Source organism: Streptomyces sp. NPDC003284 (assembly GCF_053589675.1).
The window spans coordinates 49,197-62,070 of sequence record NZ_JBSFSI010000023.1 but is presented as its reverse complement, the minus strand read 5'-3'; the positions used below and the strand labels follow the sequence as shown (position 1 = coordinate 62,070).

15 protein-coding genes are annotated in these 12,874 nt (G+C 74.6%); 11 read left to right on the top strand and 4 right to left on the bottom strand.

What is annotated here, in order from left to right; genetic code table 11:
- Nucleotides 1-25: 25 nt before the first annotated feature.
- On the bottom strand, nucleotides 26-1,651 hold the full coding sequence (locus ACWDYF_RS32325; RefSeq protein WP_389472535.1) for an alpha/beta hydrolase: 1,626 nt from the start codon (nucleotides 1,649-1,651) through the stop codon (nucleotides 26-28).
- Between the two features lie 264 nt (nucleotides 1,652-1,915).
- On the opposite strand from ACWDYF_RS32325, the gene ACWDYF_RS32320 reads away from it, so the two are divergent.
- The 3 genes from ACWDYF_RS32320 to ACWDYF_RS32310 all read left to right on the top strand — a co-directional run bounded on the left by ACWDYF_RS32320 (nucleotide 1,916) and on the right by ACWDYF_RS32310 (nucleotide 4,508).
- The gene (locus ACWDYF_RS32320; protein ID WP_389472532.1) at nucleotides 1,916-2,593 is read left to right on the top strand and encodes a chaplin; all 678 of its coding nucleotides are present in this window, start codon (nucleotides 1,916-1,918) and stop codon (nucleotides 2,591-2,593) included.
- Nucleotides 2,594-2,790: 197 nt separating this feature from the next.
- Nucleotides 2,791-3,645, top strand: a complete 855-nt coding sequence (locus tag ACWDYF_RS32315; protein WP_389472530.1) for a GNAT family N-acetyltransferase — start codon at nucleotides 2,791-2,793, stop codon at nucleotides 3,643-3,645.
- Nucleotides 3,646-3,728: 83 nt separating this feature from the next.
- Nucleotides 3,729-4,508: a GNAT family N-acetyltransferase gene (locus tag ACWDYF_RS32310; RefSeq protein ID WP_381738202.1), complete on the top strand. Its 780-nt coding sequence runs from the start codon at nucleotides 3,729-3,731 to the stop codon at nucleotides 4,506-4,508.
- A 100-nt stretch (nucleotides 4,509-4,608) separates the two neighbouring features.
- Here ACWDYF_RS32310 and ACWDYF_RS32305 read toward each other — a convergent pair whose 3' ends face one another.
- A complete protein-coding gene (locus tag ACWDYF_RS32305) occupies nucleotides 4,609-4,875 on the bottom strand; it encodes a hypothetical protein (protein ID WP_018569422.1) in 267 nt (88 codons plus the stop codon).
- 188 nt (nucleotides 4,876-5,063) lie between these two features.
- Between ACWDYF_RS32305 and ACWDYF_RS32300 the strand changes: the two genes are divergently transcribed.
- From ACWDYF_RS32300 to ACWDYF_RS32265, 8 genes are all read left to right on the top strand, one after another.
- Nucleotides 5,064-5,231 (top strand): hypothetical protein, encoded by a 168-nt coding sequence (locus tag ACWDYF_RS32300; RefSeq protein ID WP_018569421.1) that lies wholly within the window; start codon nucleotides 5,064-5,066, stop codon nucleotides 5,229-5,231.
- A gap of 126 nt (nucleotides 5,232-5,357) precedes the next feature.
- Nucleotides 5,358-5,441 (top strand): putative leader peptide, encoded by an 84-nt coding sequence (locus ACWDYF_RS32295; RefSeq protein WP_381738261.1) that lies wholly within the window; start codon nucleotides 5,358-5,360, stop codon nucleotides 5,439-5,441.
- Nucleotides 5,442-5,819: 378 nt separating this feature from the next.
- Complete coding sequence (ssuE, locus tag ACWDYF_RS32290; RefSeq protein ID WP_018569419.1) at nucleotides 5,820-6,374, top strand: NADPH-dependent FMN reductase; 555 nt, start codon at nucleotides 5,820-5,822, stop codon at nucleotides 6,372-6,374.
- Between the two features lie 80 nt (nucleotides 6,375-6,454).
- Nucleotides 6,455-7,597 carry an LLM class flavin-dependent oxidoreductase gene (locus ACWDYF_RS32285; RefSeq protein ID WP_389472525.1) on the top strand — a complete coding sequence of 381 codons (1,143 nt, stop codon included), beginning with the start codon at nucleotides 6,455-6,457 and terminating at the stop codon, nucleotides 7,595-7,597.
- Nucleotides 7,598-7,808: 211 nt separating this feature from the next.
- Nucleotides 7,809-8,180, top strand: coding sequence for a BlaI/MecI/CopY family transcriptional regulator (locus tag ACWDYF_RS32280; RefSeq protein WP_018569417.1), 372 nt, complete (start codon nucleotides 7,809-7,811; stop codon nucleotides 8,178-8,180).
- Nucleotides 8,177-9,112, top strand: a complete 936-nt coding sequence (locus ACWDYF_RS32275; RefSeq protein ID WP_381738206.1) for a M48 family metalloprotease — start codon at nucleotides 8,177-8,179, stop codon at nucleotides 9,110-9,112. Before ACWDYF_RS32280 ends, ACWDYF_RS32275 begins: the two co-directional genes overlap by 4 nt.
- A 148-nt stretch (nucleotides 9,113-9,260) precedes the next feature.
- Nucleotides 9,261-9,656 (top strand): VOC family protein, encoded by a 396-nt coding sequence (locus ACWDYF_RS32270; protein ID WP_389472521.1) that lies wholly within the window; start codon nucleotides 9,261-9,263, stop codon nucleotides 9,654-9,656.
- 62 nt (nucleotides 9,657-9,718) lie between these two features.
- Nucleotides 9,719-10,789, top strand: coding sequence for an adenosine deaminase (locus ACWDYF_RS32265; RefSeq protein ID WP_389472517.1), 1,071 nt, complete (start codon nucleotides 9,719-9,721; stop codon nucleotides 10,787-10,789).
- On the opposite strand, the gene ACWDYF_RS32260 is transcribed toward ACWDYF_RS32265, so the two are convergent.
- Together ACWDYF_RS32260 and ACWDYF_RS32255 are read right to left on the bottom strand one after the other, a co-directional pair.
- On the bottom strand, nucleotides 10,771-11,286 hold the full coding sequence (locus ACWDYF_RS32260; protein WP_381738209.1) for a mycothiol transferase: 516 nt from the start codon (nucleotides 11,284-11,286) through the stop codon (nucleotides 10,771-10,773). The two genes, ACWDYF_RS32265 and ACWDYF_RS32260, sit on opposite strands and share 19 nt — an antisense overlap.
- Before the next feature lie 27 nt (nucleotides 11,287-11,313).
- A complete protein-coding gene (locus ACWDYF_RS32255; RefSeq protein ID WP_389472511.1) occupies nucleotides 11,314-12,819 on the bottom strand; it encodes a carotenoid oxygenase family protein in 1,506 nt (501 codons plus the stop codon).
- Nucleotides 12,820-12,874: the final 55 nt, after the last annotated feature.

The following is a 12,874-nucleotide window of genomic DNA, read 5'->3' as shown; positions in this document are numbered from 1 at the left end:
GAACCGGTCGTCGTGGCCGGTTCGCTCACCCGCCCGTGTCCGGCTCCCGGTCCGCCGGGCACGAACTGCCGTCGGCGGGCAGGGAACCGTAGAGCAGGAAGTCGTCCACCTTCCGGTGGACGCACCGCGACGACCCGTACCCGGTGTGCCCCTCGCCCCGGTTGTCGAGCACCACGGCCGAGGAGCCGAGGCGCCGCGCCGTCTCCACGGTCCAGCGGTACGGGGTCGCCGGGTCGCCCCGGGTGCCGACGAGCAGCATCTTCGCTGTGTCGACGTCCTTCACCCGCTCCCGGACGAAGTCGGTGCCCCTGGGGCGTCCGTAGCACATCAGCAGCTCGTTGAGCCGGTAGCGGCCGAAGACCGGGGAGACCTGCGTGTACTCGGCGCTCAGCCGGCCGAGGTCCCGGACGAGCCGCTCGGCGTCCGGGCGGTCCGGGTCGTCCGCGCAGTTGATCGCCATCATCGCGGCCGGCAGGTTGTCCAGCGGCACGGCCCCGTTGTCGGTGAGGCCGCCGCCGGACGCCTGCCCCGCCGCCCGGACCGGCCCGCCGCGCGCCACCGGCAGCGCGATGCCGCCGGAGGCGAGGGACTGCACGGGCCGGGTGTCGCCGTCCTGCACCAGCGAGGCGACCGCGCGCTCCAGCGACGGCCACAGCGCCTTGCTGTACAGCGCCTGGCCGACGGCGCCCACGAGCTGCTGGCCGGTCAGCCGTCCGCCCAGCCCGGTCGGCACCGGGTTCTCGTCCAGCGACCGGACGAGCTGGACGACCTGGTCGCCCGCCCGGCGCCGGTCCTGGCCGAACGGACAGGCGATGTCCCGCACACACCAGTCCAGGAAGTCGTCCAGCGCCGTCTGCTGGCCCTGCGCCGCCACCAGCCCCTGCTGCTGAGACGACTCGGTCAGCGTGTCCACGCCGTCCAGGGCCATCCGCCCCACCTTGCCGGGGAACTCCGCGGCGTACACCGCGCCCAGCCGGGTGCCGTAGGAGAAGCCCAGGTAGTTGAGCCCGCGGTCGCCGAGCGCCTGGCGGATCACATCGAGGTCGCGGGCCGCGTCGACGGTGCCTATGTGGGGCAGCACCGGCCCGGAGTGCCGGGCGCACTCGGCCGACACCCGCTTCCACTCGGCCAGCGCCTTGCGCGCGGCCCGCGCGTCGCCCAGGTCGGCGACGGCGTCGCCCGAGCCGCCCTCCTGCGCGTCACCGGCGTCGACACCGCAGCTGACCGGCGAGGACCGGCCGACGCCCCGCTGGTCGAAGCTCACCACGTCGTAGCCGTCGGTCAGGTCCATGAACTGCTTGCCGCTCAGCGCGAGTTCCGACACCCCCGGAGCGCCGGGCCCGCCGAAGTTCAGCACCACCGACCCCTGCCGGTGTCCCGTGGCCCGGTAGCGGGCCAGCGCCAGATCGAGGGTGCCCGCGCCCGGACGGGAGTAGTCGACCGGCACGGTGACCTTGCCGCACTGGAGGTCCTTGGGCGCGCCCGCCTCGCACGCCGACCACGTCACCTTCTGCCGGTAGAAGCGGTCCAGACCCGGCTGCCCGCCGTCCGCCGCGGCCGCGGGCAGGCACGCGCCGAGGAGGGCCAGCGTGACGGCTCCGGAGCAGGCGCAGCGCCGCGCCAGGGACCGCGTCGAGGGCTTGACCGGCATGGGCGCCTCCAGAGGCGCCGTGCCGCGGACCGGGACAACGCCCTCGCCCACCATAAGCGGGCCCCGAGCCCCCCGCCTCCCGGTGCCGGACCGTTGCGGCGCACGTACGACAGGTGCCGCGCCGTTCGAGTCCCAGCCCCGGAACCGGGCCGGGCGCATCGCCCGAAGGGGTGAAAGCCGCACAAGCCATAACTCGGATGGCCGACCCGCGTTCTACCCGGTGCGGGCGCGTGCCCGCGCCCCTTTCTGGAAGGCACAGGACCTATGAAACGGGTTACCCGAAATGGTGTGATCGCCCTCGCCGCCTCCGGCGCGGTGGCGATGGCGGTGCCGGTGTCCGCCGCGTTCGCGGCCGACGCGGACGGCGTCGCGGCCGGCTCACCCGGGCTGCTCTCCGGCAACGGCGTCCAGCTCCCGGTGGACGTCCCGGTGAACGCGTGCGGCAACACGGTGAACGTCGTCGGCCTGCTCAACCCCGCGGCGGGCAACCGCTGCGCCAACACCTCCTCCGCCGCCGCCTCCAGCGGTCACGGGACGCACGGGACGCAGTCCGGCGGCGGCGCCGCGGCGCACGGAGGCGCGAAGGACTCGCCCGGCGTGCTCTCCGGCAACGGCGTCCAGCTCCCGGTGCACCTCCCGGTGAACGTCAGCGGCAACAGCGTGAACGTGGTGGGCATCGGCAACCCGGCCACCGGCAACACGTCCGTCAACACCTCCACCGACCGGCCCGTCCCGCACCCGGTCACCCCGCCCGCGCGCCCCACCCCGCGCCCGGCGCCCCGGCCCGTCACGCACCCCGCGCCCGCGGCCGTACCGCACACCGAGGTGTCCCTCGCCCACACCGGCGCGGACCACACGATGCCCGCCGTCGCCGCGAGCGCCGCGCTCCTGCTCGGCGGAACCGTCCTCTACCGGCGCTTCCGGCCCGGGGCGGCCCGCTGACCCGGGCCAGGACGACACAGGGGAGTGTCCCACCGCGGCCGTCGGCCGCTCCCCCCACCGGTGGGACCCCCGGCACCCGCCCGCGCGGCCCGCGCACCCGCCGGGCGCCGCACGCGGCTTGATCCGGCCGTGGCGCGCCCGCCCGTGATCCGGAAGGATGCTGCGCGCACCCGCCCCCACGGAAATGGAGCGCACCGATGGCCCCGGAGGCCCACGACGACCTCGTCCTCACCCCGGCGACCCTGGAGGACTGGCCGGTCATCAGCGGCTGGGCGGCCGACGAGGGATGGAACCCCGGGCTGTCCGACGGCCCGGCCTTCTTCGCCCAGGACCCGGACGGCTTCTTCCTGGGGCGCATCGGCGGCGAACCGGTCTCCGCGATCTCCGTCGTCAACCACGGCCCGGACTTCGCCTTCCTGGGCTGCTACCTCGTCCGCCCCGACCTGCGCGGCCGGGGCCACGGCCTGACCACCTGGAAGACCGGCCTCGCGCACGCCGGAAGCCGCACCGTCGGGCTGGACGGCGTCGTCGCCCAGCAGGACAACTACCGGCAGTCCGGCTTCCGCCCGGCCCACCGCACCGTCCGCTACACCGGCCCCGCGCCCGCCACCACCGCCCCTGGCGGCATCCGGGCGTTCGCCGCCGCGGACCTCGCGGACATCACCGCCTACGACGCCGCCTGCCACCCCGCCGACCGGCCGAGATTCGTCGCCCAGTGGCTGAGCACCCCGGGCCACCGCGGTCTCGTCCGCCGCGCCGCCGGCCGTGTCACCGGCTACGGCGTGCTGCGCCCGGCCCGCGACGGGGTGCGGATCGGGCCGCTCTTCGCCGACACCGCCGAGGACGCGCGGGCCCTGTTCGACGCGCTCTGCGCCGACGTCCCGGGCCGCCAGGTCTCCCTCGACGTCCCGGCGACCAGCACGGCGGGCGTCGCCCTGGCCGAACAGGCGGGTCTCGCCCCGTCCTTCGAGACCGCCCGCATGTACACGGGCCCGGTGCGGCCGTACGCCGGTGAACGGGTCTTCGGCGTCACCACCCTGGAACTGGGGTAGCAGCACGGCGGCCGGGGTGGCCGCACGGCGGCCGGACGTCAATTCCGTTGCCCCGGGCGGCCGGCTCTGATGAGGTCGGGCGCATGGATCACGCCACTGTTCTCGCCCGTTACGACCGGGAACTGCGCGAGCACGCGCGCCCCGACAGCCCCGCCGCGCGCGTCGAGCGCGCCGGAAAGGTGGTGCGGCAGACCGGCCGCGGCGCACAGGACTGGAACGGCGTGCTGTGGTCGGCGCTGGACGACGCCGGAGCCGACGCGGAGATCGCCGCGCAGGTCGCCCACTTCGGCGCGCTCGGCCACCCCTTCGAATGGAAGCTGTACGGACACGACCGGCCCGCCGACCTCGGGCAGCGGCTGACGGCCGCCGGGTTCACCGCAGAACCGCCGGAGACGCTCATGGTCGCGGAGACCGCCGGGCTGGCCCTGGACACCGCGCTGCCCGACGGCGTGAGCCTGCACGCCGTCACCGACGAGGCCGGGGTGGACCTCATGGGCGAGGCCCACGCGAAGGCGTTCGGCTCGGACCCGGCGGACCTGTGCCACCGTGTCCTCACCCAGCTCTCCACCGCCCCGGACACCCTGGCCGCGTTCGTCGTCCTGGCCGACGGGGAACCGGTCAGCTCGGCCCGCGCGGAACTGCTGCCGGACACCCGGTTCGCCGGTCTGTGGGGCGGCGGCACCGTGGAGGGCTGGCGCGGCCGCGGCATCTACCGCGCCCTGGTCGCCCACCGCGCCCGGATCGCCGCCGAACGGGGCTACGCGTACCTCCACGTCGACGCCTCCGACGAGAGCCGCCCCATCCTCCGGCGCCTCGGCTTCGAACCGCTGACCACGACGACGCCGTACGTCCGTACGCCCTGAACAGCCGTACGCCCTGACCCCGGGCCGGGGTCAGGGCGTACGCGGGCGGGCCGGCGCGCGGGGAAGCGGCGCCGGCCCGCCCCGGGCGGTTCCCGCGGAGTCAGCGCGCGGGCGACTTGGCCCGGTCCAGCGCGGCCACTCCCACCGCGGCGAGCGCGATCTGGATGAGCCACTCGATCCAGTCCACGCCCTTGGTGTCGTCGACGCCGAGCGCGGAGGCGATCGCCGCGCCGATCAGCGCGGCGATGATGCCGATGACGATCGTCCAGATGACCCCGATGTGCTGACGGCCCGGAACGACGAGTCGTCCCAGGACACCGATGATGATGCCGATGACGATGGCACTGATGATGCCGCTGATCTCCATCTTCGCCTCTCCGTGCCGTGGTGGTCGTTGTCCCCGCGCTGACCGGATGCCCGCTGGACGCGCGGACACTCCCCCCGGGCCGTCACCTGCCTTCGGCCGACATGAGCACGCCCGCACGGGGCAGGCGCAGGAGGAGACGGTCGTACACGCCGCCGCTCCCGGCGGCCCGGCGCGGAGGTGAGCACACCATGGACGCGAAGGTGCTGGCACGTTTCCCGGCGGGCGGTCCGCGCGGGTCCTGGCCCGCCGAGGAGTACGCGGCGCGCCGCAGGGCCGAGGGCCGCTCCGCGACCGTGGTGATGGATCTGCGCACGGACGCCTTCCTCGTGGTGACGCCCGCCCGCGAAGAGGAATGACGGAACCCGTCCACGGGACGAACGAAGGGAAATGAACGGGGATCGCGTATCGCGCCGGAGGTCCGCGATACGAGACCTGCCGGGTCCTTCTTGACTGCCCCACCGGCGGGTGTCAGGATCGTCGACATGAACACGCGACCGGACCTCACGCGGCGACGCCATGTCGACCTCGCCCGTGTCTCCAGCGCCTCCTGTCGCCCCGCTCTCTGAGCCGCCGCGCCTCGTCCGCGCCGCACCGCCCCGCGCACCGAGCCGTCCGGCCGACGACGCCCCGACCGCGCCGCGCATCCCGTCACGCTGAAGCCGCGCACCCGTCGTGAGCCACCGGGCGGCCGCGTTTTCCTTTCTTCTCGGCTTCTTCTCCGCTCCTTCTTCGCTTTCTCTGCTTTCTCCACTTCCTCTGCCTACTCCGCTTTCTCCGCTCTCTTCTCCTCTCTTCACGTCTCTTTTCTTGTTTTCCCCGTGAGCGTTCCGCGCGTATTCCCGCCCGCGGTCGCCGACGCGTTCCCCGGTGTTCCGGTCCGGTGATTCCCGGACCGTCCGGGACCGTCGGCCGCCGCTCGCTCCGCCGTGCCAGAAAGAGGACCCATGGCCACCGTCCTGTCCGTCTCCGGGAGCCCCTCCGCCTCCTCCCGCACCAACCGTCTGCTGCGCCATCTCGACCAGCGGCTGACCGCCCAGGGCCACGAGGTGGTCCCGCTCGACATCCGCACCGTCCCCGCCGAGGCCCTCCTCGGCGCGGACTTCCGCCACCCGGCGATAGTGGAGGCCACCGAACTGTTCGCCCGCGCCGACGGCGTGGTCGTGGGCACGCCCGTCTACAAGGCGTCCTACTCCGGGGTCCTCAAGGCGCTGCTCGACCTGCTCCCGCAGTACGCCCTCACCGGCAAGACCGTGCTGCCCCTGGCCACCGGCGGCTCCGTCGCGCACGTCCTCGCCATCGACTACGCGCTGCGGCCCGTCCTCAACTCCATGGGCGCCACCCACATCGTGCAGGGCTGGTTCACCCTCGACAAGGACATCACGGTGCACGAGGACGGGACGCTGACCGTCGCGCCCGCGGCGAGCGAGGCGCTGACCCAGGTGGTCGACCAGTTCTCGCTGGCCCTGGGCCGCGTCCCGCTGCTGGCCGCGGCGAGCTGACCACCGCCCGCCCGCCCGCACCGCCGCACGCCCCCGCCCCGGACCCCCGCACCGTACGGGCACTCGCGAACGGAGACCCCGTGTCCCTCACCTTCCACTGGTTCCTGCCCACCAACGGCGACAGCCGCCATGTGGTCGGCGGCGGCCACGGTGCTCCGGGCGGGGCCGCCGGGCAGGACCGGCCGCCCACGGTCGCCTATCTGAGCCAGATCGCCCGCGCCGCCGAGGACCTCGGCTTCGCCGGTGCGCTCACCCCGACCGGGGCCTGGTGCGAGGACGCCTGGCTCACCACCGCCATGGTCAGCCGGCACACCGAGCGGCTGAAGTTCCTGGTCGCCTTCCGGCCCGGGTTCGTCTCCCCGACGCTCGCCGCGCAGATGGCGGCCACCTTCCAGCGGCACTCCGGCGGGCGGCTGCTGCTGAACGTCGTCACCGGCGGTGAGAGCCAGGAGCAGCGGGCCTACGGCGACTTCCTCGGCAAGGACGACCGCTACCGGCGCACCGGCGAGTTCCTGGAGATCGTCCGGGAGCTGTGGGCGGGCAGGACGGTCGGGCTGAGCGGCGCGCACCTGCGGGTCGAGGACGCCCGGCTGGTGCGGCTGCCCGATCCGGTGCCCGAGGTGTACTTCGGCGGGTCCTCGCCGGTCGCCGGAGAGATCGCCGCCCGGCACGCCGACGTCTACCTCACCTGGGGCGAGCCGCCCGCCCAGGTCGCCGCGAAGATCGCCTGGATCCGGGACCTGGCCGCCCGGCACGGGCGCGCCCTCCGCTTCGGCATCCGGCTGCACGTCATCGCCCGGGACACCGCCGAGTCGGCCTGGGCCGAGGCGCACCGCCTGCTGGCCGGGTTCGACCCCGAGACGGTGCGGTCTGTGCAGGCCGGGCTCGCCCGCAGCGAGTCGGAGGGCCAGCGGCGCATGCTGGCGCTGCACGGCGGCGGCCGGGACGGGCTGGAGATCCACCCCAACCTGTGGGCCGGGATCGGACTGGTGCGCGGTGGCGCGGGCACGGCCCTGGTCGGCAGCCACCGGGAGGTGGCGGAGCGGATCAAGGAGTACCACGCCCTGGGCATCGACGAGTTCGTCCTGTCCGGCTATCCGCATCTGGAGGAGGCGTACTGGTTCGGGGAGGGCGTCCTGCCGCTGCTGGCCGCCGAGGGACTGTGGCGGCACCCGGCCGGGGCCCGGCAGGGCGGGCCGGTGGAGGCGGCGGCCGCGAGCTGACCCCGCCGCGGCCGCGCGGCACGCTCCGGCCCGAAGGCACTTCCATGGGCACCTCCGTACGCGCCTCCGTACGCGCCTCCGTACGCGCCTCCGTACGCGCCTCCGTACGCGCCTCCGGGCGCGGCCCGCGGGCGCGGCCGCCACTCGCTTGACTACTCTTGTGTAGACGGTTCACTGGAGTGCAGGCGAGAACGGGGTGAGGGACCTTCCCATGACGGACGCGAAGGACGAGCGCAGACCGGCCGGTGAGCTGGAGGCCGGTGTGCTGGCCGTCCTGTGGGCCGCCGACTCGCCCCGGACACCGGGCGAGGTCCAGCAGAGCCTGGCCGCCGACCTGGCCCGCACCACGGTGACGACGATCCTGACCCGGCTGCACGAGAAGGGCGTGGTCGGGCGGCGCCGCCAGGGACGCGGCTACGCCTACTACCCGGTGCAGGACGCGCACGGGCTGACCGCCCGCCGTATGCACACCGAACTCGACCGGGACACCGACCGCGAGACCGTGCTCGCTCGCTTCGTCGCCCAGCTCAGCCCCGACGACGAGCGGATCCTGCGCGATCTGCTGGAACCGGACGAGCGATGACCGCGCCGCTGCTCCTGCTCCTGCCGCTGCTGCTGCCGTGCGCGGCACCGGCCCTGGCCCGGCGCGCGGGCGACCGGCTCGCGCCCGGGGCGGCGCTGTGGGTGCTCACCACCGCCGCCGTGGTCCTCGCGGGCTGCTCGTCGGCCGCGCTCGGCGGCTTCGTCCTGACGGGACTGCTCAAGCTGCCCCTCTTCGCCGCCCTGGGCGAACTGGTGCACCCGCTGCGCATCGCTCCCGACGCCGTGGTCGCGCCCGCCGCCGTCGCCGCCGCCGGGGCGCTCGCCGTGTGCGCGGGCGCGCTGGTCCGTACGGTCCGCGCCGAGGTGCGGGCGCTGCGCGCGGCCCGCGCGGCGGCCGGAGGCGTCCCGGCCGCCGGTGACCTGTGCGTCCTCGACTCGCCGTACCCGGACGCGTACGCCCTGCCCGGCCGCCCGCACCGCATCGTCGTCACCACCGCGATGCTGCGCAGCCTCGACGCCGCCGAGCGCGAGGTGCTGTTCGCGCACGAGCGGGCGCACAACCGCGGCGGTCACCACTGGTTCCTGGCCGCCGCCGAACTCGCCGCGCACTGCCATCCGGCGCTGCGCCCGGTGCGCGAGGCCGTGCGGCTCGCCGCCGAGCGGGCCGCCGACGAGGCCGCCGCCGCGGCCGTGGGGGACCGGCGGCTCGCCGCGCGTGCCGTCGCCCGCGCCGCGCTCGCCGGGCAGCGGTCCCGCTCGGCCCGCCCGCGCTCCGCGCCCGCCGCCGGCTCCGGACCGGTGCCGCGCCGGGTCACCGCGCTCCTGGCGGCCCCCCACGTCCCCGGCCGGGCCGCGACCCGGACCGCCGCGCTGCTGCTGGCCTGCGCCGCCCTGTCCTTCGGCGCCTCGGCCACCGGGGCGCTCGACGTCCACCACCGGGTGGAGGTCGCCCAGGGCGAAGCGTCCCGCTGACCTTCCGCCGCCTTCCGCCGCCTTCCGCCCCACCGTGCCGGGGCGACTGGCGCGGCGGTGGGTTTTACGTATAACCTCACCCGTCATCCGCCACCGTGGTCCGCCACCGGCCACCGCCACCGTGGTCCGCCCGCTCCGAAAGGCACCGATGAGACGCCTCGCCCTGGTCACCCTCGTCGTCGACGACTACGACGAGGCGATCCGCTTCTACACCGAGGCCCTGGGCTTCCGCCTCATCGAGGACGCCCCGCGCCCGGACGGTTCCCGGTGGGTCGTCGTCGCCCCGGGCGAGGACGACCACGCGGGCGCCCTGCTGCTGGCCCGCGCCAAGGGGGACACCCAGCGGGCCCGCGTCGGCGACCAGACCGGCGGACGCGTCGGGTTCTTCCTGCACACCGACGACTTCGCCCGCGACCACGCCCGGATGCGGGCGGCGGGCGTGACCTTCCTGGAGGAGCCGCGCCACGAGCCGTACGGCAGCGTCGCCGTCTTCCAGGACCTCTACGGCAACCGCTGGGACCTGCTCCAGCCCGCCGCCCCGTGACCCTGCCCCGCACCCCCGCACACCCCCTCACCCGCCCTGCACCCGCCGAGGAAAGACCGCCCATGACCGCCGCGCGCATCGACACCGAGACCCTCCGCAGCCTGCCCAAGGCCGTGCTGCACGACCACCTCGACGGCGGCCTGCGCCCCGCCACCGTCGTCGAACTCGCCGAGGCGGCCGGTCACACCCTGCCCACCACCGACCCCGACGAACTGGCCGCCTGGTACGTCGAGGCGGCCAACTCCGGTGACCTCGTCCGCTACATAGCCACCTTCGAGCACACCCTCGCCGTGATGCAGACCCGCGAGGGGCTGCTGCGCACCGCCGAGGAGTACGTGCTCGACCTGGCCGCCGACGGCGTCGTCTACGGCGAGGTGCGCTACGCCCCCGAGCTGAACACCAGCGGCGGGCTGAGCCTGCGCGAGGTCGTGGAGACCGTGCAGGAGGGCCTGGCCGCGGGTATGGCCAAGGCGGCCGCCGCCGGTACGCCCGTCCGGGTCGGCACCCTGCTGTGCGGCATGCGGATGTTCGACCGTGTCGCCGAGGCCGCCGACCTCGCCGTCGCCTACCGCGACGCGGGCGTCGTCGGCTTCGACATCGCCGGGGCCGAGGACGGCTTCCCGCCCGCCGACCACCTGGCCGCCTTCGAGCACCTGCGCCGCGAGAGCGTGCCGTTCACCATCCACGCCGGTGAGGCCCACGGGCTGCCCAGCATCCACCAGGCCCTCCAGGTGTGCGGCGCCCAGCGGATCGGGCACGGCGTGCGCATCACCGAGGACATCGTGGACGGCAAGCTCGGCCGGCTGGCCGGCTGGGTGCGCGACCGCCGCATCGCCCTGGAGATGTGCCCGACCTCCAACCTCCAGACGGGCGCCGCCGACTCGATCGCCGGGCACCCGATCACCGCGCTGAAGGACCTCGGCTTCCGGGTCACCGTCAACACCGACAACCGGCTGGTCTCCGGCACGACGATGACCCGGGAGATGTCCCTGCTGGTCGAGGAGGCGGGCTGGGGCGTCGAGGACCTGCGCACGGTCACGGTGAACGCCGTCAAGAGCGCGTTCCTCCCGTACGACGAGCGCAAGGCCCTCATCGAGGACGTGATCCTGCCCGGCTACGCGTCCGCGCTCTGAAGCAGCCCCTTGACGTAGGCGGCCTGTCCGACGTGCTGGAGATCGTCGGACAGGACGCTCACCAGGCGCACGCCCAGCGTGACCGGCGGGTCCCAGCGCTCGTCCACGACCCGTTCGAGGTCCTTGGCGGCCAGGCCGCGCAGCGCGCCCAGGCTCTGCTCGTGCACGGCGTCGTAGTACCCGGCCAGCAGGTCCGGTGACGCCACCTCGACCTCGGCCACCTGCTCCGGGCTGTGCCCGTAGCCGGTGTCCAGGCGCGGCAGGCCGAGGCCGAAGCGCCGCTCCCAGCCCTGGGCGAGCCACACCTGCTCCAGGCCGAAGGCGTCCGCGACATGGTCGTCCTGGACCCGGGTGAGGTGCCACAGCAGCCAGGCCACGGAGTTGGCGCCGGGCGCGGGCTGCGCGTTGAGCTGCTGCTCCGTCAGACCGTCGAGGACCGCGTGGACCTCTTCCCGGATGCGGCTGTGGCCGTCGATGAGGATGTCCTTGGCATGCATACGTCCACCATGGCGCATCCGGCGCTCTCACGCGTCCGCGACCCAGCTTCCGTGGAAGCCGAGCGGCACCCGGCCGGGCAGGTGCACCCGGGCCACCGGCTTGCCGGTGAAGTCCTGCGCGGCGAGGATCAGCAGATCGGCGGCGCCCCGGTCCGGGTTGTGCACATAGGCGAGGGTGTACCCGTCGTCCTCGGCGGCCCGCCGGTCCGCCGCGTCGCGCGGCACGAACACCGCCTCGCCCGCCGCCGCGCCGGTCGGCAGCCGGTGCACCTGGGTGCACCCGCGCAGCAGGTCGTGCTTGATCAGCTCGTTGGAGAAGGCGCGGTCGGGCGGGTTGCCGTCCGGCGTCTCGTAGGCCAGCGTCATGTCGGCGGCCGCCGCCGAGTAGCCGTAGCGGTGCCGCCGGGACACCAGCGCCTCGTTCACCCGGGGGAACTCCTGGGGCCTGCCGTCCACGGTCACCCGGCGCACCTCGCCGCGGTGCGGGTCGACCGTCCAGCGCTCCAGGACCGGGTGGCCCGCCCCGTACGGACCGCCCGAGCCGAGCCCGGCGGGATGGAAGGGCGCCGGATAGACCGTCAGGTCGACGATCACACGGCCGCCCTCGTCGTAGGCGTTCAGCGTGTGCGAGTAGTAGGTGGGGTCCGTCCCGATCCAGGTCACCTTTCCGCCCGCCCGGGGCATCAGGCCCACCCGCATGGGGTGCTTCCGGTTCCAGATGTAGGGCACCAGGTCGCCGCGCTCGGCGCCCGCCGGGTCGAAGGTGACCGGCGCGTCGATGATCACGACGTACTTCTCGGTGAGCGCGAAGTCGTGCAGCATCGGCGCGTCCGCCACCGGGATCCGCGTGGTGCGCGAGACCCGCCCCGCCGGGTCGACGACCAGGTGCCGCACATGGTCCCAGGTCGGGTAGTACGCGATGGCGTGCAGCTCCCCGGTGTGCGCGTCGAACTTGGTGTGCGCGGCGAACGCGCCCTCCAGGCTGCCGCGGAAGTCGTAGGTCCCCACCGTGTTCAGCTCGCCGTCCAGCTCGTACGGCAGCGGGCCGCCCTCCTGGAGCGCGAGGATCCGCCCCCGGTGCCCGATCACATGGGTGTTGCACGGGAAGTCGTCCGGCGGCACCGGCCCGGGATAGGGCTCACCGAGCTTCCGCGCCACCTGCGAGGAGCGCACCCACCGGTTGCGGTACCACTCGGCGCGTCCGTCGCGCAGCCGCACCCCGTGCACCATCCCCTCGCCCTGCATCCAGTGGTGCGCCCGCGGGTCCTCCAGGCCCAGCACATTGGGGCCGTTGCGCAGGAAGCGCCCGTTCAGCTCGCGCGGGATGCGGCCGGTGACCGGCAGGTCGAAGGCCGTCAGCTCCTCGGTGACCGGAGTGAACGCCCCTTCCAGGAAGGGGAAGTGACGCTCCGTCGGCTGCCGGTCGGCGGCGGCCGCCGCAGCCGCCGGGAGGCCCGGTGTGCCCAGCAGGCCCGCCGTCGCCGCGACCGCCGCGCCGCCGCGCAGTACGTTCCGCCGTGTGTGCTCCGCCATCGTCCTTGCTCCTGAACGCCGTTGCGGTGAAGGGACGTTCCCGAGTCTGTCGTGC

Coding starts and splice junctions, on each gene's coding strand:
- ssuE (WP_018569419.1), top strand. CDS start 5,820: ATGGCCACCGTCCTGTCCGTCTCCGGGAGCCCCTCCGCCTCCTCCCGC.
- ACWDYF_RS32265 (WP_389472517.1), top strand. CDS start 9,719: ATGACCGCCGCGCGCATCGACACCGAGACCCTCCGCAGCCTGCCCAAG.
- ACWDYF_RS32305 (WP_018569422.1), bottom strand. CDS start 4,875: ATGGAGATCAGCGGCATCATCAGTGCCATCGTCATCGGCATCATCATC.
- ACWDYF_RS32310 (WP_381738202.1), top strand. CDS start 3,729: ATGGATCACGCCACTGTTCTCGCCCGTTACGACCGGGAACTGCGCGAG.
- ACWDYF_RS32300 (WP_018569421.1), top strand. CDS start 5,064: ATGGACGCGAAGGTGCTGGCACGTTTCCCGGCGGGCGGTCCGCGCGGG.
- ACWDYF_RS32315 (WP_389472530.1), top strand. CDS start 2,791: ATGGCCCCGGAGGCCCACGACGACCTCGTCCTCACCCCGGCGACCCTG.
- ACWDYF_RS32280 (WP_018569417.1), top strand. CDS start 7,809: ATGACGGACGCGAAGGACGAGCGCAGACCGGCCGGTGAGCTGGAGGCC.
- ACWDYF_RS32255 (WP_389472511.1), bottom strand. CDS start 12,819: ATGGCGGAGCACACACGGCGGAACGTACTGCGCGGCGGCGCGGCGGTC.
- ACWDYF_RS32270 (WP_389472521.1), top strand. CDS start 9,261: ATGAGACGCCTCGCCCTGGTCACCCTCGTCGTCGACGACTACGACGAG.
- ACWDYF_RS32295 (WP_381738261.1), top strand. CDS start 5,358: ATGAACACGCGACCGGACCTCACGCGGCGACGCCATGTCGACCTCGCC.
- ACWDYF_RS32320 (WP_389472532.1), top strand. CDS start 1,916: ATGAAACGGGTTACCCGAAATGGTGTGATCGCCCTCGCCGCCTCCGGC.
- ACWDYF_RS32275 (WP_381738206.1), top strand. CDS start 8,177: ATGACCGCGCCGCTGCTCCTGCTCCTGCCGCTGCTGCTGCCGTGCGCG.
- ACWDYF_RS32325 (WP_389472535.1), bottom strand. CDS start 1,651: ATGCCGGTCAAGCCCTCGACGCGGTCCCTGGCGCGGCGCTGCGCCTGC.
- ACWDYF_RS32260 (WP_381738209.1), bottom strand. CDS start 11,286: ATGCATGCCAAGGACATCCTCATCGACGGCCACAGCCGCATCCGGGAA.